Here is an 18,568-nt window from a genome sequence, read left to right as displayed (position 1 = left end):
AATCGCCACTGGCGCAATCGAGAGGGAGTCGCCATGACTGCTGTCACCGTGTCCGAGCATCGTTACCTCATTCCGTCACAACCGCATGGCAAGACACTTCGAGAACTGCTGGACATCGCGCTGAGAGTGGAGTTCGCCACCATTCCGCCCTATCTCACCGCGATGTACTCGATCAAGGACAAAGCCTCCTCGGCCTACCAATTCGTGCGCGGGGTCGCGCTCGAGGAAATGCTCCACCTCAATCTGGCCGCGAACCTGCTCAACGCCGTCGGCGGCACCCCGACCCTGGTCACCGAGGCGGGCGCGGCACATCCGTTTCCGCCGAGCTATCCCACCTACCTCTCGGAGGACGCGGAGGACGGCGGGCCGTATCTGCAGCTCATGGCGGCGTCGCCGGAGCTGTTCCGCAGCACGTTCATGCGGATCGAACAGCCCGCCCAGCCGGACGCGGTCGGACAGGAGGAGGATTTCTCGACCATCGGCCAGCTGTACACAGCGATCCTGAAAAAACTCGAGGAATACGACCGCACGCCCGGGCGCGCCTACGACGTCTCCCGGCAAAGCGAACAGTGGAACTTCGGCAACAGCGGCGGAACGGTCGTCCTCGTGAAGGATCTCGCGTCCGCGAAAAAGGCGGTCAACGAGATCGTCGAACAGGGTGAGGGCGCCGACATGAGCGGCAAACTGGACGACCCGGAATACCGGATCCGCGAGCCGTGGGGCCAGTACGAGTACTACGGCCCGCGCGCCGACGGCACCTACGGGCCGGTATTGGGCACCCCGCTCGAAATGTCGCACTACTTCAAGTTCAAGGCGATCGCCGACGGCACTGTCCCGTTGCCCCCGACGTATCCGATGATCGCCAATCCCGCCAAGGCGAAGTACGAAAACAAGACGGCGGCCGCGCTCAGCGACCTGTTCGACCACGCCTACAGCGTGATGGTCGACGACCTCCAGAAAGCGCTCAGAGGCGACCGTGATCTCTTCTTCACCAGCGTCGTCCCTGCTATGCGGGTGAGCCTTCCGTCGCTCGCCACGGAGCTGATGCAGACCCCGATTGCCGCCGAAAGCCACACCGCCGACGATCCGACGGCGGGACCGGCTTTCCATTACCTGCCGGTGAAAGACCGGCAGAAACCGCAGCAACTCGATCAGCTCGCCGCGGATTTGGCTACGGGCAGGCGAACCGGCGGATCGCCGACGCTCGCCGCCACCCTGCGCCGGATCCAGGAGAACCGGCCCGAGACGAGAACGGGGGCCGACCATGTCTGAAACGCTGGCCCAGCTCAGCCGTTCGGTGTCGATCTTCCCGGCGATCGGTTTCGCGAGGCTCGGCAACACCGGCCCGGGCGACCGCACCGAGGACTACTACCTGCCCCCGGACGGGATCGGGCGGCTGCCCCGCGAAAGCGAGAGCGACCTGCCGTTCGAGCCGGCCGGCTTCCGGGACCGGCACGGCCGTCTCCGCAAACAGGCCGCGACCTTCGCCCTCTACGCCGCCGACCGGCGGGAACCGATCACGATCGGCGCCCGGCTCCCGCTGTCCGACGGCAGCACCGCGACGATCGTCGACATCGTCTGGACAGCGCACCTCGCGAACAAGAAGGCGTCCTGGTACCGGATCCAGGACCGGGTCGGCGAGACCGGCTACCCGGCCGGGCACCCGCTGCGCAACGAGGACGTCCAGGGGGAGGCGCGCAAGAAGCTCATCATCGACCCCGGCCCGCGCACGGTGAGCAGCCGCGGGACCCGGATCGGCGAGTTCGACCGGAACGACGGGCACAGTCGGAGCACGTTCCCGCCGGACAGCCCGGATCCGGCGCGGCAGCGGATCACCACGCTCGGGCGGATCACGGTCGCCAAGGACGGCAGCCTGCTCCTGCTCGGCGGCTCCGGGATCTCCTACTCCACCGACGCCGCGCCGAGCATCCCCGACGACGACAACAACGACGGCTGGTGGGACGACGTCTCCGACGGCCCGGTGTCCGCGACGCTCGTCGTGCGCGTGCTCGACCGGCACGGCACCGTGCTGGGCCCGGAACAGGAGGTCCGCCTCGACGACAAGGCGTGGGCGATCGTCGCCCCGCCCGCCTACGCGCCCGAGATCGTCAACGTGGTCACCCTCTACGACACGATCTTCGACACGGCCGTCCGGTTCACCGGCCTGCGCCCGGATCTCTACGACAACGGCCAGTGGCAGGAGACCTACCAGCCGCACTACCCGACGGAGATCGAACCGATCCTGCGCCGGGCGGTCGTGCTCCCGTGGGTCGTGGCGGTCCCGCCCAAGGTGCACACCTTCGACCTGGACCGGCTCGGCGCGAAAGACCCGCGCTACGACCAGATCCGCCGGCGTCTGTTCGAGGTCCTGCGCCCGCCGCGCACGCCCAACACGCTCGCCTCGGCCAAGACCGGCTACCGGATGATGCCCTACATCGTCGGGGAGGACGCCGCCAACGACAGCCAGCTGACCGCGAAGTTCCACTCCCTCACCGAGACCCAGTACTTCCTGCTCGGCCAATGGGCCGACGGGAACTTCCTGACGGCCGACCAGCCGCCGAACCCCGGCTCCGAAGCGGAACGGCGGCCAGGCCACCACCTGACCGAAGCGGCGCTGGGCAACTGCTGCGGCCCGCCGTTCGCGCCCGGGATCGAGATGTCGTGGCTCTCGCGCGTCCCGGCGGTCTACGCCGCTCCGTTCCGGCTCCGTCCGGTCCCGCACCTGCCGGTCGAAGCAGGCCGGCTGAGCCTGATCGCCGACCCGGCGCGCGGACTCGAACCGGGCGACGTCACGAAGTACCTTTCCGTTCCGTGGCAAGGGGATTTCAACACCTGCTCGGTTCTGCGGGTCGACGGACACTACCTCTGGTGGTGGCCGGCGCACCGCCCGATGTTCGTCTACGCCCGCCGAGACAAGCCCGGGTCTTCCGAGTGGAACCACGTCGGCTGGGTCGGCACGATCCGCGACCAGACCGTGAAGGGCTACGTGGCGTTCGCCGACAACCTCGGAATGGCCCAGCACTGGCACGAACTCGGCTTCGTCGCCCGCAACACCCGGCTCCGGCCCGCCGACGACACCCAGCCGCCGGAACCGCAGTACGTCGAGGTGCGGCGGACGCTGCCGCGGCCGGGGTACGTCCTCGACGACCACAACCATGCCTAGGGTCGCGGTGCTGGGGGCGGGCCCGGCCGGGACGAGCGCCGCGATCGCGCTGCGACGGGCGGGGTGCGAGGTCGTGGTGGTCGATCCGGCCGGGCCCGCCTGCGCGGGTGGGGCGGCCGGTCTCGATACGCCGCGCGCCTTGTCGTTGAGCGCCGGGTCCCTGGGGGCCGCCGGAGAATCAGTGCCGCCCTCGATCTCCGGGGCGCTCGCCCGCCTCGGCCTCGGCACCGCCGATCTCGACCGCGACCACCTGCGATCGCTGGGCACCGCGTCGGCGTGGGGCGCCCCCGACCTGGAATACCGCGACTACCTCCTCGACGGACTGGGCCCCGGCTGGCACCTCGACCGCACCCGGTTCGACCGGACGCTGCGTGCCGCCGCGGTCGCCGCCGGGGCTGTCCTGGTCCAGGACCGCTGGTCCTCCGCCAGCCGCACCGCGAAGGGCTGGTCGCTCTCCTGTCTTGGAACCCGCCTGACCGCGGACGTCGTTGTCGACGCCACGGGCCGCCGCGCCGCGTTCGGCGCCGCACAAGGCGCCCGCCGCTGTTTCGCCGACCGGCTGATCGGCGTCGCCGCGACTGTGCCGGATCCGGCCGCACGCAGGCATGTCGTGCTCGAAGCGGCGGAAAACGGCTGGTGGTACGCCTCCCCGCAACCGGGCGGCCGACTGACGCTCGCTCTGCTGTCCGACGCCGACCTGGTCCGCCGCGAAGGCTGGGCCAGGCCGATGGGGTGGCTGGCCGCCCTCCGAGCTACCCGCCACCTCGACGTCCCGCGCGACGAACCGTCCCTGATCGTCCGCGACGCCCGGTCCCACCTCCTCACCCCGAGCGCGGGCCGGGGCTGGCTGGCCGCCGGGGACGCGGCGATGGCGCTCGACCCGCTCAGCAGCGCCGGAGTCACGCTGGCGATCGAGTCCGGACTGGCCGCCGCCGACCTGATCGCGACCGGGCAGGTCGATTCCGCCCGGCACCGGCAGCAGCTGCGCCGCCGCTTCGACGCCTACCTCCGGCAACGCCGGGAGGTTTATCGAGCGGAACAGCGATGGGACGGTCCATTTTGGACCCGACGGCGGGAAGGGGTCACCGAGGCCCGGCACCTCGTCGTCCGCTGATCAGTCCACGGCGTGCCGGGGCAGCACGCCGTGGACTGAGCCGCACGGCTCGCCTTCAGCCCAGGTCGGCCTCCGGACGGATCTCGATCGTCGACCCCGGGTGGTGCAATTCCAGCACCACCAGTTCGTTCTTCCCCTTCCGCCACAACGATTTCGGCGCGTAAAGCGTCTTCTGCGGCCCGATCTTCCAGTACCTGCCCAGGTTAAAGCCGTTCAGCCACACGATGCCCTTCTCCCAGCCAGGCAAGGCGACAAAACCGTCCGCCGGGTCGGCGACCACAGCGGTCGCGCGGTGGAACGCCGGGCCGGGGCCGGGCGGGCCGGAGGAGAAGCGCAGCCTCGACAGATCGTCCAGCGGCAGCGGCCGGATCTCCCAGCCGAACAGTTTCTGCTGGGTGTTCATCGCGACCCAGCCGTCGATGCCCTTGCGATCCGCGAGGTACGGCCCGTAGTTCACCCGGCCCATGGCGTCGACCAGGATGTCCAGGCGTGTCCGCGGTTTCTCCAGTTTCAGGTCCAGCGTCGCGTCCGGATGGTTGCGGTCCAGGACGCCCAGCTGCCTGCCGTCGACGAACACCAAAGCCCGGTCCGCCAGTCCGTGGATGCTGAGCGGGCCCGAATGCGGGCCCTGCACGGTCGTGCGGTAGTGGATCAGACCGGTCGACTGGCCGAGCCGTTCCATGGACACCGGTTGTGCCGATCGGACCATTGTGGACAGCGCGGGCAGCGAGTCCACAAGGGACACAGACTCGGCGGGGGTCACGGCTTGCGCCGGGAGGCGTGGCGAGCTGGCGGGTGGCGGGACGACTGGTTGTTTGGTGTATTTGGTGAGCACCGCCTGCAGCGCGGCGAATTTCGCGCCGACGTCGCCTGCTTCGCCGACGGGGGAATCGTAGTCGTAACTGGTCACGGTGGGCTGGTATTGCAGACCGGACGTGTTGGCACCAGCGGTGAAACCGTAGTTGGTGCCACCGCAGGCCATGTAAAGGTTCACGGACGCACCCGTAGCGAGCAGCTGATCGATGTGGGCGGCGGTTTCCCGGGCATCGGTGGTGTGGTGCGGTTCGCCCCAGTGGTCGAACCAGCCGTCCCAGTATTCGGCCATCATCACCGGCGCGCCGGGCCGGAAAGCTTTCAGCGCGGCGATGCTCGGAGCCGGATCGCCGTTGCCGGTCCCGACTTCCAAAGTGCCCGGCAGCTCGCCGAAGCGCATGAAGAACTCGGACGCACCGTCGGCGACGAAAAGAAGGCTCGTTATTCCGCGCGAACGCAGGCTGTCCCGCAAGTGCGCGAGATAGCTCGTGTCATTGCCGTAGCTGCCGTATTCGTTTTCGATCTGCACGGCCACGACCGGCCCGCCGTGCTGCGCTTCCAGCGGCTCGAGCTGCGGGATGAGCTGGTCGTACCACGCGTCGACGGCCTTCAGGTAAGCCGGATCGGCGCAGCGCAGTTCCATGTTCCGGTCCGCGAGCAGCCAGGCGGGCAGACCGCCGAATTCCCATTCCGCGCAAATGTAAGGGCTCGGGCGGACGATGACCTGGAAGCCAAGTTCCCCGGCCAAGCGGATGAACGCGGCGAGGTCGCGAGGACCGCGGAAATCGGCTCGGCCCGGTGTCGGCTGATGGAAATTCCAGGCCACATAGGTTTCGACGGTGTTGAGACCGAGCGCTTTGAGCCGCGACAGGCGGTCGTGCCACTGGTCCGGCCGCAACCGGAAGTAGTGGATCGCGCCGGACACGATCTGGAATTGCTTGCCGTCCAACAGGAAATGGTCGCCGGACACGCTCAGCCCGCGACGTCCGGCCGCGCCCGCCGGTCCGGCGAACACGGTGCTCGCGGCGACCGCGGCCGCGCCGCCGAGGAAGGTCCTCCTGCTCACATCCATCACTCCCCCGCTCAGCCGACCGTCGCCGCGCGGACCTGGACGAGGAACGCGTCGAGCACGCCGTCGCCGACGAGCGCCTGTCGCACGCCCCACCGGTTGCTGTTGCCCGTCTTCACTGCCTCCGCACGCGTGACCAGCACGTCCGCGGCGGCTGTCAGTTGCTCGGCTTTGGCGTCGTCACCGCGGGTCGCCGCGGCGAGCGCGTCCAGCCGGGTCACCATCGCGTCGCCCCACAGCGCGGTCGCGTCCAGCCAGGGACCGGCCTCGCTGACGAAGGCGCTCTGCACCTGTCCACCGCGGATTACCGTGGGAGCATTGCGGATCTGCTGGGCGTACGAACGCAGTTTGTCCAGCGAACGGTGATCGCCAGCGTTCCAACGCTGCCAGAACTCGGCCGTCTTAGCCGCGAGGACCGGTGCCTGCGGCTGCCACGGCGTCGGCCCGAAGACGGGTGCCAGGTGTTCAAGATCCGCGAACACCTGCAGCGCCGCCGTCGCTCGCTGGTCGCCGCCCGCGAGCCGGGCCAGCGCCTGCGGCCACGACCGCTCAGGCGAGTAGCCCGCGTCGTTCCAGGAGAAATCGGCGACGCCGAATTCGGCGACCTCGCTGGCCGCTTCCTGGTTCATCGGATTCGAGACGATTCCGTTGAGATATTTCGACAGTCCCGCTTCTCGATGCGCGTACGGCGCGAGCAGCAACCGTCCGGCCGACTGCTCGTAGTCGTTGACCGGGTAGTTGTCCCAGAGGAACACTTTCCGCCCGTACACTGTGGACACCTGCTGGGCTTCGTCGTTCGTCACACTCGGCGGCACCACCGCGGTTCCGGTCCATTGCACCACCACTGACGGGTCGAGGTTCTCCCGCAGCTGCGTCTTGTACGGCGAGTCCTTGAGGTCGCTGTACTCCGTCGGCACTGTCTGCAAAGGACGGACGCCGTCGTGGTTCTTCACGAAGTTCTCGGTGATCTCGTTGAGCAGCGAGACCTGCGCCTTGCCCGCAGCCGCCTGTCCGGGCGCTCCGAACGCCGTCTGGTCGCCAGCGCAATTCCACTTGGTGTACGAGATGTCGTCGAACGGCAGCGAGAACGAGCGCACGCCGAGGTCGTAGGCAGCCTGGAATTTCGCTTTCACCGCAGCGACATCCTGCGGCGACGAGAAGCAGATCGAGACGCCGGGCGACAAGGCGTAGGTGAAGTCGACGTGGTTCGCGTTCGCCGTGCGCACCAGCTGGCCGAGCGCGTCCAGCTCCGGCTGCGGATACGGATCCCGCCACCGATCGCGCAGGTACGCGTCGTCTTTCGCGCTGTAGACGTACGTGTTCGCCTTGGTCTCGCCGAGGAACTTGATCTGCCGAACCCGGTCGTCGTCAGTCCACGGTGGACCGTAGAAGCCTTCGATCGACCCGCGCAGCGCCATGTTCGGCCAGTCCCGTACCGCGACACCGCTCAACGCCCAGCCGTGTCCACTTCGGACAAACAGCTGACGCAGCGTCTGCACGCCGTAGTACTGTCCGGCACCGTCGCGGCCGTTGATCGTCACCCCGTCGCGCCGCACGGCGAGCGAATAGCCCTCCGCTTGCGTCGGAGCGTCGCCGCCATTGGCGAGCCGGATCACGAACCCACCAGGGCCGATCTTCTTGACCCCGTGCTGTTTCACCAGGGAAATCAGCAGGTCTTTGGCCGAGTCATCAGTGGTTTTGTCCGTTACGAGCGTGACCGAGGACGGCAGCGACACGTCGGCGGCGTCGCGGTTGATCTGTTGCGGCGTCGGGGAAACGACCGGCACCGAGCCCGGCTTGGCAGCAGCCGGTTGGACGACGGTGAGGGCACTCGTCGCGACGACAGCGGCGAGCCAAGCTCTGCGGCGTAGAGTCATGACTTCCTCTCAGGCGGCGGGGACAGTGCGGTACAACGCGAAGGTAGCCAGATACGGCGTCGCCCGCGACTGCGTGATGACGACGCGAAGATGACGGGTGATGACCGGCGACGGAAGGGTGACGAGACGGTTGGCGCCGACGGTGGTGACAGTCGCGACCGTGCGCCAGGAACCGTCCACTTCGGCCTGTACGGTCGCGCCTTCGATGTGCTGGCCGTGGGTGATGTCCTCCCCCAGCCGGATTTGATCGAAGGCGACGTCCGAAGGCAGCACGACGTCCATCGTCCCGGCGAGCGCACCGTGCGGCGGCGACCACGACGTGGTGAGCGAGGAATCCGTGACCGCGTTCAGCCCCCGCGCACCGGCTGCGAGGTTCTGCGCCTGTGTCTTGACGATGGCCTGTCCGAAGGATGCCAGCGCCGTAGTGTCCGCGGGCGCGACCCGTCCGTCCGGTCCTGGCGGGACGTTCAGCAGCAGCGAGGCGTTGCGTCCGACCGAGGCCCGGTAGAGATCGACGAGCTGCGCGGCTGTCTTGGGCTGTTCGTCCGGGTGGTAGAACCAGCCCGGCCGGATTGACACGTCAGCCTCGGCCGGTGCCCATTCCAGGTACCGCACGGACGGGTCGGCGAGCACCTGCCGGGAACCGAGGTCGGTGCCCTCCGCGCCGCCGACGAACAACTCCTCATTGTGCGCCGTGTTCGGATCGCCGGTGGTCGGCAAGGAACTCCACTCGGTCTGGCGGGCCTGGCCTTGCTCGTTGCCGACCCAGCGCACCCCCGCCGGTCCGGCGAACGTGACCGTGTCCGGCGACAGCGCGTGAATCATCCGGAACCAGGTCGTGAAGTCGTAGGTTTCGCTGATTCCGTTGCCCCGCCAGGGGTTCGCCCCGTCCAGCCACAGCTCGTCGATGGGGCCGTACTGGGTGAACAACTCGTAGATCTGGTTCAGGTAGTAGGTGTTGTAATCGTCCTCGGTGACGGTGAACTTCGGCAGTTTCCCGGCCGCCAGCGCCGCCGCCCGGTCGTCGTTCGGGACCAGCGACGGGATCGTGCGGGCCTTCGCCGCGCTGCCCGTGCCGTAGCGGCCCTGACCGGCAGGCGTGTTCGCCCGGTCGTCGTAGGTCGCCTGCTCCTCGATGCTCAGCGGCTGTCCCGCCGCGACCTTCGCCTCGACCCGTTTCACCTGGTCAGCGAAGAACTGCGCGGGCAGTTCGGCGCCGTCCGCTGGCGACAGGTACACGCCGACTTTCAGCCCGGCTTTCCGTGCCGAATCAACGTAATCGCGCAGGATGTCCCCGCGCGGATTGGCGCATCCGGCGGCGCGGACCTGCCAATACGCGGACGGATCCCCCGCCCGGCCGTTCTGCGCGGCCGCGCGGGCCTTCGTCACCGCGTCGTCGGCGCATCCGGGCGTGATCCACCACGGACTCGCGACGACGGAGTGGTTCGTGTAGCGCGTCGGGTAAAGGACGAAACCGTCGTGGTGCTTCGCGGTCAGCATCACCTGTGTGACGCCGGCCGCCTTCATCGACCGCATCCACTGGTCGGTGTCGACTGCCGACGGCGCGAACGTTGACTCCTTTTCCGCGCCAGAGCCCCACTCCCGGTCGGTGAAGGTGTTCATGCCGAAGTGCGTGAACGCGGTGACCGGCCGTTGCTGCCAAGCGACCTGCCCCGCGCGCGGCACGGTCGCGGCGGCTTTGGCGAGGATCCGGTCCATGCCGTCGCACGACCGCACAGTCTGGATCGCCGCCGGGCGGATGGGTCCGTGGCAACCGGTGGGTTTCGCGGCGGCGGGAGCGGCCGTTCCCCCGGCCGCCAGTACCGCGGCAAGCGCCAGGCTCGCGGGAATCGACACGGCGGTCCTCCTGTCGGATCCGTGACCGAACGGTGACGGCCGGGAGCGTAAGTCGGGCATCCATCGGATGTCTAGACCTGATCGGCGGAGGAGGTCTCGGTTTCACCCAAGCGCCGAGGCTTGGATCAGCGCTGTTCCAAGCTTTCTGGCTGGCCTTCGGCTCGTGCTGCCGGGGAGGCGCAGTGATCAGATGGATTGCCGTGTAGTACCACGGTCATCTACCCGAGGGGTCCCATGACAAGCGAGCTGCCGGTTCCGGCCGCGTTGACCAACACGGTCCAGCGCTGGCGGGACCAGGACGAGCCGGTTCAGCCGCCGATCCGCTGGTCCCGCGAGGCTTGGCGCAAGTACTTCCCGAGCCAGCACGCGTTCCTCGACGCCCTGCCCGACCGCATCGACCGAGCCGAAGCCACCAGCCACGCGGCGCATGCGGTGACCCCGGAAGGTGCCGAACGGGCGTTCCTCGCCGCGATGATCTGGGGATACGGCCGCGTCGGTTACGGCCCTTGGCGCACCGCCCGCGTGCTGACCAAGAACCCGCACGCGGTCGATCGGCTGGCGGAGGTAGCTGTCGTCGCACGCGAGCAGGGCGGGTTGGCGGCGTTCCGCGATCTGGCGAGCCAGCCACTGCGCTACCTGGGCGTGGCTTTCGGCACCAAGTACCTGCGGTTCGTCACCGCCGCGCATACCTCCGACAAAGCCCCGATCCTGGACGCCGTGGTCCGCCGGTGGGTCTCGACGCACACCGGCCTGCACCTGATGATCGACGAATGGCGGCCCGAGGTCTATGAAAAGTACGTCGCGTTGCTGACGTCCTGGGCGGCTGAACTCGGGCTGGCCACGGATACCGTGGAAGAGCTGATCTTCCGGTCCGCGGTGAGCCGGGAAGGGTCCGGCCAGTGGAGCGAATCCTGGGCTGGCTCGAGTTCGCCAGAGCAGAGAGCGCAAGCCGCACTCCTCGAACTCGAGCAGCTCTTCGACACTGCCGAGGCCGAACAGGCGCGGGAAGCCCGGCATCATCTGGACGAACTGGAACGCATCATCCGGCGGGGCTGGGCAGGCTGAGAGCTCACCGGGTCAGCTCCGGCGAGTGACGAGCCGACCGGCCGAGACGAGCGCGATTCCGGTCCGTGCCGATCGCCCGGTCCGCTGTCCTGCGGGGACACGTGCTGACGTCGCTGATCCCAGCCTTGTCTCGGTCGCATGCCCGGACCGGTGCGCGTCTTCGCCGAACACCAGCCGACGACGTCCATCGTCAACGCCCTCCGCGGTCTGCTGACCCAGCAGCCAGTCGGCGCCGAGATCTGGACCGCCCTCGGCTGGTGTTTCGGCGTCCTCATCCTCGCCTACGCCTTCGCCACGCTGATCTACCGCCGCAAGCAGCGCGGTTAGCGGTTCAGGAAGCGCTCCACCTCCCCCGCGACGAACTGCGGGTTCTCCTCGACCAGCCAATGCCCCGCGTGCGGCACGTCCGCGGCCTGGACGATGTCGGTCACCCGCGGAGCCACCGTCGCCCGGATCGCGTCCAACTGGCCTTGGGCGGTAAGGAGCAACGTCGGCACCTTCACCGGTGCCGCAGCCACCGTGTCGCGGACATCCTTGTCCAGCGCCCGGTAAAGCTCGAAGCCGCCGGACAGAACCGCGGGCTGGCGGTAAGTCCGGGTGTACTCGTTGACTTCGGCGTCGGTGAACGGAGATTTTTCCGAAGTGCCGCCGAATGCTGTCCCGCCAAAGGAAACCTGAGGGTAGAACAGCGAGAGATACTCGCGGACATCATCGCCGACAACCGCTTCGGGAACCCGGCGCTGGGAGTGGAAGGCGATGTGCCAGCTCAACGTCCGATAGGTAGCCGCATTGATCGCGGGGCCGGGCAACGGCAGATCGAAATAGCCTAGCCGGGCAGTGTCGCCCGGGAATTGGCTCGCGTACTGGAATGCCACTGCCGCACCGAAATCGTGGCCGATGACAGCGGCGTCCCGGATCTTCAGCCGCTCGGCGATCAGGGTGTGCACGTACCGCGCCAGGGTGGCTTTGTCGTATCCGCTCGGGGTGCCCGTGCTGTCGCCCAGTCCGGGAAGGTCGATCGCGTAGACGGTGTGGTGTTTCGCCAGCTCGGGCATGACCGGCCACCAGCCGTACCAGGTCTGCGGCCAGCCGTGGATCAGGACGACCGGGCTGCCGCTCCCGCCGGTCACATAGTGCATGCGGACGCCGTTGACGTCGGCGAATTCGTGCCGGAAGGCGCCCTGGAACGCGGGATCGTTCTGGGTGGCGGCGGCATAAGGAGCGGCAGCGGGAGGGGTGGAACAGGCCACGGTGCCGATGGCGAGCAAGAGGGACAGGGCAAGCGCCGCGACAGAGCGCGGCACCAGCCGGGATGCGGTGATCATGTGGCCCAGTTTCGCCAGGCCGCCCCGTCGAGGGCACGGAAACTTGCTGTTCCGGCAAGGGGTTGCGTCCGGTGCCCGATCGATCAATTCCTTTTAGCCGAACAGGCAAGGACCGGTTCGGCGCGAATCCGGGAGGGTAGGGATGGTGGTGAGGCGGTCGGCACGATCGCCGCGACCGGAGGGATCTCGAAATGACCATGCGGAAATTCTGGGCCACCGCTGCCGTCTGCGTCGCCGCCACCGGCGGTTCTCTGCTGCTCAGCGGCACGGCGTTCGCCAGCCACCTCGAGTACAAAGGGCCTTACGAAACCCCGGACGATTGCGTGCACGCCCTGCGCGCCCTGCCGCCGGACCCCACTGTCGACGGTGCCGAGTGCATTCCCATGAAAGGCAAGCACTACATCGAAATCTCGCACACGAACTGAGCGAGAAGGGTTTCCCCGGCCGGAAAGGCCGGGGAAACCACCTCATCCGGCTAAAGCCGAAGCGTCCACGTGGTGGCAGGCCGCACCCGAATCAGCAGCGGGCACTTGCTCCCGGCACAACCGCTGCTGCTCCTCCCCCAGCGCCGCGTAAACCGGGCACCGGGTGCGGAAGACACAGCCGCTCGGCGGGTTCGAGGGGCTCGGCAGGTCGCCAGCAAGACGGATCCGATTAGAGCGGTCTGCGCCCGGCGAAGGGGAAGGCACGGCCGACAGCAGCGCCCGAGTGTAGGGATGCCTAGGTGCCGCGAAGACTTCCGAAATCGGGCCGTGTTCCGCCATGTGTCCCAGGTACATCACCGCGACCCGGTCGGCGAAGTGGCGCACCACGGACAGGTCGTGCGAGATGAACAGGTATGCCACCCCGGTCTCCTGCTGGATGTCCTGCAGCAGGTTGATCACCTGTGCCTGCACCGAAACGTCCAACGCGGACACCGGCTCGTCGCACACGATCAGCCGCGGGTCCAGCGCCAGCGCCCGCGCGATGCCGACCCGCTGTTTCTGCCCGCCGGAGAACTCGTGCGGGAACCGGTTGTAGTGGTCCGGCCGCAGGCCCACCCGGTCCATCAGGTCCCGCACCCGCGCCTTCACCCCGCCGGGCGGCGTGATGCCCTGTGCGAGCAGCGGCGCGGCGATCGCTGTGCCTACCGACTGGCGCGGGTTCAGCGCGGAGGCCGGGTTCTGGAAGACGATCTGCACGCGCCGCCGGTATTCCTGCAGGGCGGCGGCGCGCAGGGCGCCGATTTCCTCGCCTGCCAGCCGGATGCTGCCCGACGTCGGGTCCAGCAAGCGCATCACCAGCCTGCCGGTCGTGGACTTGCCGCAGCCGGATTCGCCGACCAGGCCGAGCGTCTGCCCGACCCCGATCGAGAAGCTGATCCCGTCCACGGCCTTCAGCGCGCCCGCCGACCGGAACAGCCCGGAGCGCACCGGGAAGTGCTTCACGAGGTCCCGGACCTCCAGCAGCTCGGTCATGCCGCCTCCCCGAGATCGCCGAGGTGGCACCGCGACAGGTGCCCGGCACCCGACAGCAACGGCACCTCGGTACGGCACCGGTCGTCGGCTACCGACGAAGCCTGCGGGCACCGGTCGGCGAACAAACACCCCGCCGGAAGATCGAGCAGCGCGGGCGGGAAGCCCGGGATCGGCCGCAGCCGTCCGGTTTCCTCGGCCAGCGACGGCATCGACGCCAGCAGGCCCTGGGTGTAGGGGTGGCCGGGCGCGGCGAAGAGGTCGTCGACGGACGCGACCTCCATGCACATCCCGCCGTACATCACCGCGACCCGGTGGCACACCTGGGCCACCACGCCGAGATCGTGCGTCACCATGATCACCGCGGTGCCGGTCTCGGCCTGCAGTTCGCCGATCAGGTCCAGGATCTGCGCCTGCACGGTCACGTCCAGCGCCGTGGTCGGCTCGTCCGCGACGAGCAGCTCCGGCTCGCACACCAGCGCCATCGCGATCATCGCCCGCTGCCGCATCCCGCCGGAGAACTCGTGCGGGTACCCGGCCGCACGACGGCGCGGGTCGGGGATGCCGACCCGCCCCAGCATGTCGACCGCGACCTCGGCGGCGGCCTTGCGCGACACCCGGTTGTGCGTCCGGTACACCTCGGCGATCTGCGAACCGACGGGATAGAACGGATGCATGGCCGACAGCGGATCCTGGAAGATCATCGAGATCTTCTTGCCCCGGTACGCCAGCATCGCGGATTCGGACAGGGTGTTCAGATCGGTCCCGTCGAGCAGGATCTCCCCGGTCACCTTCGCCGACGTGCCCTTGAACAGGCCCAGCAGCGCCTGGCTGGTCACGGTCTTGCCGGACCCCGACTCCCCCACCAGCCCGATCGTCTCGCCCTTGCCCAGCGTCAGGTCCATCCCGTTGACCGCGTGCACGACGCCGTCGTCGGTCGGGAAGCCGACGCGCAGGCCGCGGACCGCCAGCAGCGGCGTTTCGATTGCAGACACGTGCCCTCAGACTCTCACTCGGGGGTCGATCACCGCGTAGCACAGGTCGACGACCACGTTGGCCACGATGATGAAGAACGCGGCCATCATGGTGATGGCCATCGTCACCGGCAGGTCGCCGGACTGCGCCGCGTGCACCGCGGTGAACCCGACGCCCGGCACGGAGAAGATCTGTTCGGTCAGCACCGCGCCGCCCAGCAGGCTGCCGATGTCGAGGCCGAGCATGGTGACGATCGGGGTGATGCCCGCCCGCACGCCGTGCTTGAACACGACGCGCCGGCGCGGCAGCCCCATCGCCCTGGCCGTGCGCATGAAGTCCTCGCCGAAGGTCTCCAGCATCGCGGTCCGGGTGACGCGGATGTACTGCGCGCTGAACAGCAGCGCCAGCGCCACCCACGGCAGCAGGTAGTTGCCGAGCCAGCCGAGCGGTCCGGCCGGGCCGAACGGCGACGAGATCTCGTTGCTGGTGAACGGAAGCAGGTGCAGCGTGCTCACGAACACGAGCAGCAGCAACAGCCCCGTCACCGGGATGGGCAGCGACACCCCGCCCGAGGCGGCGCCGACGATCAGCTTGTCGGCGGCCCGCCCCTTGCGCAGCGCGGCGAGCAGGCCCAGCGAGACCCCGGCGACTGTCCACAGCAGAATCGCGCCGACCGCGATCGACACCGTGTACGGCAGTGCCCGCGCGAGCACGTCCGTCACCGCTTCGTTGGTCTGGAACGACTTGCCGAGGCACGGCCACGCGCACACCGTCAGCGCGCCGGGCGCGCCGATCATCCGGCTGTGCACGAAGCCGGACAGGTAGTCCAGGTACTGCACGAAGAACGGCTTGTCCATGCCCAGCGCGATCCGGGCCTGGTCGATCCGCTCGGGCGTGCACTCCTGCCCGCACGCGGCGGCGGCCGGGTCGGCCGGGCCGATCTGGAACAGCGCGAACGTGACGAAGCTGATCACGACCAGCAGGACGATCATCGCGGCCGCGCGCCGCGCCAGGAATCCGATCACGTCCGCACCCGCCTGGTCCACTGTGGACACCGCATCGCCGGGGAATCCTCTCTCGTCGCTCGAGTGCTCGCTGGGGTGCTACTGCCCGACGCCGACGGCCGACAGGTCGATCGACCCGAAGAAATAGCCGACCTGCGCGTTGCGCACCTTCGAACCGACCACGCTGTAGGTGTAGTTGCGCACCGTCGGCACGAGCGGGTACTGCTGCATGATCTGGTCCATCGCGGTCGCCCACTTGCGGCCCAGCTCCTCGGCGGACCCGTTCTGCCCGCGCAGCTGGTAGAGCTCGCCCGACAGCTTGGCGTCGTAGTACCGCGGGATGTTCGAGAAGCCGTAGGTCTTGCCGTCGAGGCTCGGGCCGATGTTCGGGTCGACGGTGAAGCGCACAGACGCGCTGTCCGCGCCGCCGCACCAGCCGGAACGCGCGATGTCCGGCATCTGGTCGCCCGCGAGCACGGTGTAGTAGTTGGCGGTCGGGATCGGGCGCAGCTGCACGTCGACGCCCAGCGCCTTCAGGTTCTGCTGCAGAACAGTGCCGACGCCCTTGTACTTCGAGGACGCCTCGGCGTACCCGTACACCAGGGACTTGGGATAGTTCTTGCCCTGCAACAGCTTCTTCGCTTCGTCGAGCTTCGGCTGACCCTTCGGGTCCAGTGCGGTGTGCTGCTCGACGTATCCCTTCTGCGCGTCGTTGATGTACGACTGCGGAATGTTGCCGAACCGCTCGCCGCCGTACTGCAGCAGGATCGCGTTGCGGTCCAGCGCCAGCGCGAACGCCTTGCGGACGTCCGGGTCCGTGATGGTCGCGGTGTTGAAGTTCAGCACGTCAGTGCAGCCGAGCAGACCGGCGGCGGTGCGCTTGGAGATGTCCGCGGCGGACAGCTTCGCGATGTCCGACGGCTGCAGCGCACCCTGGGTGTCGAGGGTGAGCGCGGTCGGGTCCGCGTTGGAAAGCAACTGCTGGCTGATCGTCGCCTGCGCGGTCGACAGCGTGAACGTGAAGGTATCGGGCAGCGCCGGACGGTTCGGGTCGGTCGCCGCGTCCCAGTTCGGGTTGCGGACCAGCTTCAGGCTGCGGCCGCGGTCGTAGGAAGCGATCTTGTACGGGCCGCTGGACACCGGGTGGTTCGTGTAGTCGAGCTTGGCGTCCTTCGCCTGCGGCACCGGCGCGGTGTTCGACCGCGACACCAGCGCGGGGAACTCGGCGAACGGCTGCTTCAGGTGGAAGACGACCGTGTGCTCGTCCGGGGTGTCGATGGCCTTGAAATCGCCGCCCTGGTACGGGCCTTTGTAGCCGTCGTCGGTCAGCGCGGAGTCGAGTTCCTGCGGGGCCTGGGTGAATACGTCACGCGCGTAGGTGCGCTCCACGCCGTACTTGATGTCCTGCGCGGTGATCGGCGTGCCGTCCTCGTACTTCAGGCCTTGGCGCAGGGTGTAAGTCCAGGTCAGACCGTCCGCCGACGCCTTGCCGAGGTCCGTCGCCAGGTCGGGCACGATCGTCGGCGGCTTGCCGGAGGTCTCCTTCGCCATGGTCAGCGTGCGGTAGTACAACTGGCCGACGTTGGCGGTCTGGACGTAGTTGCTGTTGCCCGGGTCGAGGGTCTGGAAGTCCGACGACATCAGGACGTGGATGTCGCCGCCCTTCGCCGTCGACCCCTCGGCCACCTTCACGGCGGCGCGTTTGGTCACGTCCTGCTGCCCGTTGCCCGCGCCCGCGGCGGGTTTCGGGCCGCCGCACGCGGTGAGGGCAAGCCCGGCGGCGAGCGCCAGCACTCCCGCCGCAGTGGTGCTCTTCTTCACGAACTACTCCTTATCCAGAAGGGAAATCAGCGCCGGGACGCTTTGGGGTCGAGTGCGTCCCGGACAGCGTCGCCGAGCAAGTTGAAAGCCAGGACCGTGATCGCCAGCGCGCCCGCGGGCACCGCCAGGAACCAGGGGTCGGAGAGGTACCAGTTGCCCGCCTGTGCCGCGTTGAGCATCTGGCCCCACGACGGCGTCGGGTCTTTCACGCCGACGCCGAGGAAGGACAGCGCGGCCTCGGCGGTGATGTTGATCGGGATCAGCATGGTCGCGTACACGAGCACGACGCCCAGCACGTTCGGGATGATCTGTTTCAGGATGATCGACCGGCGGCTCGCGCCGAACGCCTTCGCCGCCTCGACATACTCCTGCTCGCGGATCGAGAGCACCTGGCCGCGCACCACGCGCGCGAGGTACGCCCAGCCGAAGAAGCCGAGGATGATCACCAGCGACGAGATCGGGATCAGGCTGCCCGAGTCGAGCGCGGTGCCGCGCAGCCGGGACTGCAGGATCGGCGTCAGCGACAGCACCAGCAGCAGGTGCGGGAACGCGAGGAACAGGTCCATGATCCGGCTGATGACCATGTCGGTCTTGCCGCCGAAGTAGCCGGCCGCCGCGCCGAGCACGGTGCCCAGCACGACCGAGACGACGGTGGCCAGCAGCGCGATGGTCAGCGAAACCCGCGCGCCGTAAGCCATCCGCGCGAAGATGTCGCGGCCGAGGCCGGGTTCGAGGCCCAGCCAGTGCTCGCCCGACGGGTAGCGGTAGTAGTCCAGCGGCAGGCCGGGAGCGGTGAAGCCGTCGAGGAAGTCCGGGCCGGTGTGCGCGGTGAACGGGTCGGAGCCCTCGATGCCGGTCAGCACCGGGGCGAGGATCGCGAAGAGCACGATCAGGCACACCGCGACCAGCGCCGCCATCGCGATGCGGCTGCGCCGGATCCGCAGCCAGGCCGTGCCCACGAGGGTGCGGCCGGAGCGGACCGCCGCGACCGGGGCGGCGGCCGTGTCGACACCTTGCACGGGGTTCTCCTC

At 68.6% G+C, this 18,568-nt stretch carries 15 protein-coding genes; 6 read left to right on the top strand and 9 right to left on the bottom strand.

The annotated features are described in order from the left end of the window. Positions 1–33 precede the first annotated feature (33 nt). Genes ABZX37_RS40990 through ABZX37_RS40980 form a run of 3 tightly spaced genes read left to right on the top strand, consistent with a single transcriptional unit; the run spans position 34 to position 4,277 of the window. Entirely contained in the window at positions 34–1,272 is a 1,239-nt protein-coding gene (locus tag ABZX37_RS40990; protein WP_354749048.1) for a ferritin-like domain-containing protein, read from the top strand. Beyond that, positions 1,265–3,163 carry a LodA/GoxA family CTQ-dependent oxidase gene (locus ABZX37_RS40985; protein ID WP_354749046.1) on the top strand — a complete coding sequence of 633 codons (1,899 nt, stop codon included), beginning with the start codon at positions 1,265–1,267 and terminating at the stop codon, positions 3,161–3,163. Before ABZX37_RS40990 ends, ABZX37_RS40985 begins: the two co-directional genes overlap by 8 nt. After that, positions 3,156–4,277, top strand: a complete 1,122-nt coding sequence (locus ABZX37_RS40980; protein ID WP_354749044.1) for a tryptophan 7-halogenase — start codon at positions 3,156–3,158, stop codon at positions 4,275–4,277. The genes ABZX37_RS40985 and ABZX37_RS40980 overlap by 8 nt, the downstream gene beginning before the upstream one ends. A 55-nt stretch (positions 4,278–4,332) precedes the next feature. Here ABZX37_RS40980 and ABZX37_RS40975 read toward each other — a convergent pair whose 3' ends face one another. Genes ABZX37_RS40975 through ABZX37_RS40965 form a run of 3 tightly spaced genes read right to left on the bottom strand, consistent with a single transcriptional unit; the run spans position 4,333 to position 9,893 of the window. Beyond that, a complete protein-coding gene (locus ABZX37_RS40975; protein WP_354749042.1) occupies positions 4,333–6,162 on the bottom strand; it encodes a beta-galactosidase in 1,830 nt (609 codons plus the stop codon). Between the two features lie 11 nt (positions 6,163–6,173). After that, positions 6,174–8,036, bottom strand: coding sequence for a beta-N-acetylglucosaminidase domain-containing protein (locus tag ABZX37_RS40970; protein WP_354749040.1), 1,863 nt, complete (start codon positions 8,034–8,036; stop codon positions 6,174–6,176). A 9-nt stretch (positions 8,037–8,045) separates the two neighbouring features. Next, positions 8,046–9,893, bottom strand: coding sequence for an alpha-L-fucosidase (locus ABZX37_RS40965; protein ID WP_354749038.1), 1,848 nt, complete (start codon positions 9,891–9,893; stop codon positions 8,046–8,048). Positions 9,894–10,127: 234 nt separating this feature from the next. On the opposite strand from ABZX37_RS40965, the gene ABZX37_RS40960 reads away from it, so the two are divergent. Both ABZX37_RS40960 and ABZX37_RS40955 read left to right on the top strand, forming a co-directional pair. Next, the gene (locus ABZX37_RS40960) at positions 10,128–10,958 is read left to right on the top strand and encodes a hypothetical protein (protein ID WP_354749036.1); all 831 of its coding nucleotides are present in this window, start codon (positions 10,128–10,130) and stop codon (positions 10,956–10,958) included. Positions 10,959–11,096: 138 nt separating this feature from the next. After that, entirely contained in the window at positions 11,097–11,285 is a 189-nt protein-coding gene (locus tag ABZX37_RS40955; RefSeq protein WP_354749034.1) for an ABC transporter permease, read from the top strand. Here the strand turns inward: ABZX37_RS40955 and ABZX37_RS40950 are convergent. Then, positions 11,282–12,283 carry an alpha/beta hydrolase gene (locus ABZX37_RS40950; protein ID WP_354749032.1) on the bottom strand — a complete coding sequence of 334 codons (1,002 nt, stop codon included), beginning with the start codon at positions 12,281–12,283 and terminating at the stop codon, positions 11,282–11,284. The genes ABZX37_RS40955 and ABZX37_RS40950 overlap by 4 nt on opposite strands. A 191-nt stretch (positions 12,284–12,474) precedes the next feature. Here ABZX37_RS40950 and ABZX37_RS40945 point away from each other — a divergent pair, with 191 nt between their 5' ends. Further along, entirely contained in the window at positions 12,475–12,708 is a 234-nt protein-coding gene (locus ABZX37_RS40945) for a hypothetical protein (RefSeq protein ID WP_344272854.1), read from the top strand. 42 nt (positions 12,709–12,750) lie between these two features. Here the strand turns inward: ABZX37_RS40945 and ABZX37_RS40940 are convergent, their stop codons facing one another. From ABZX37_RS40940 to ABZX37_RS40920, 5 genes are read right to left on the bottom strand one after another with little or no spacing between them, the layout of a single operon-like run. Beyond that, complete coding sequence (locus tag ABZX37_RS40940; protein WP_354749030.1) at positions 12,751–13,740, bottom strand: oligopeptide/dipeptide ABC transporter ATP-binding protein; 990 nt, start codon at positions 13,738–13,740, stop codon at positions 12,751–12,753. Then, the gene (locus ABZX37_RS40935; protein WP_354749028.1) at positions 13,737–14,732 is read right to left on the bottom strand and encodes an ABC transporter ATP-binding protein; all 996 of its coding nucleotides are present in this window, start codon (positions 14,730–14,732) and stop codon (positions 13,737–13,739) included. The genes ABZX37_RS40940 and ABZX37_RS40935 overlap by 4 nt, the downstream gene beginning before the upstream one ends. Positions 14,733–14,738: 6 nt before the next feature. Beyond that, complete coding sequence (locus ABZX37_RS40930; protein WP_354749026.1) at positions 14,739–15,767, bottom strand: ABC transporter permease; 1,029 nt, start codon at positions 15,765–15,767, stop codon at positions 14,739–14,741. A gap of 48 nt (positions 15,768–15,815) precedes the next feature. Beyond that, positions 15,816–17,537 (bottom strand): ABC transporter substrate-binding protein, encoded by a 1,722-nt coding sequence (locus ABZX37_RS40925; protein WP_354749024.1) that lies wholly within the window; start codon positions 17,535–17,537, stop codon positions 15,816–15,818. A 26-nt stretch (positions 17,538–17,563) separates the two neighbouring features. Beyond that, entirely contained in the window at positions 17,564–18,556 is a 993-nt protein-coding gene (locus tag ABZX37_RS40920) for an ABC transporter permease (protein ID WP_354749022.1), read from the bottom strand. Positions 18,557–18,568: the final 12 nt, after the last annotated feature.

Origin of the sequence: Amycolatopsis sp. NPDC004079, from assembly GCF_040610415.1 — a bacterium.
Lineage (GTDB): Bacteria > Actinomycetota > Actinomycetes > Mycobacteriales > Pseudonocardiaceae > Amycolatopsis > Amycolatopsis halotolerans.
Note: the sequence above shows the minus strand (reverse complement) of the source record. Positions and strands in the feature narration are given on the sequence as shown.

Excerpts from the sequence above, each read along its gene's own strand:
- ABZX37_RS40960 (WP_354749036.1), top strand. The coding sequence starts at position 10,128 with ATGACAAGCGAGCTGCCGGTTCCGGCCGCGTTGACCAACACGGTCCAG.
- ABZX37_RS40985 (WP_354749046.1), top strand. The coding sequence starts at position 1,265 with ATGTCTGAAACGCTGGCCCAGCTCAGCCGTTCGGTGTCGATCTTCCCG.
- ABZX37_RS40990 (WP_354749048.1), top strand. The coding sequence starts at position 34 with ATGACTGCTGTCACCGTGTCCGAGCATCGTTACCTCATTCCGTCACAA.
- ABZX37_RS40970 (WP_354749040.1), bottom strand. The coding sequence starts at position 8,036 with ATGACTCTACGCCGCAGAGCTTGGCTCGCCGCTGTCGTCGCGACGAGT.
- ABZX37_RS40950 (WP_354749032.1), bottom strand. The coding sequence starts at position 12,283 with ATGATCACCGCATCCCGGCTGGTGCCGCGCTCTGTCGCGGCGCTTGCC.
- ABZX37_RS40955 (WP_354749034.1), top strand. The coding sequence starts at position 11,097 with ATGCCCGGACCGGTGCGCGTCTTCGCCGAACACCAGCCGACGACGTCC.
- ABZX37_RS40940 (WP_354749030.1), bottom strand. The coding sequence starts at position 13,740 with ATGACCGAGCTGCTGGAGGTCCGGGACCTCGTGAAGCACTTCCCGGTG.
- ABZX37_RS40975 (WP_354749042.1), bottom strand. The coding sequence starts at position 6,162 with ATGGATGTGAGCAGGAGGACCTTCCTCGGCGGCGCGGCCGCGGTCGCC.
- ABZX37_RS40980 (WP_354749044.1), top strand. The coding sequence starts at position 3,156 with ATGCCTAGGGTCGCGGTGCTGGGGGCGGGCCCGGCCGGGACGAGCGCC.
- ABZX37_RS40945 (WP_344272854.1), top strand. The coding sequence starts at position 12,475 with ATGACCATGCGGAAATTCTGGGCCACCGCTGCCGTCTGCGTCGCCGCC.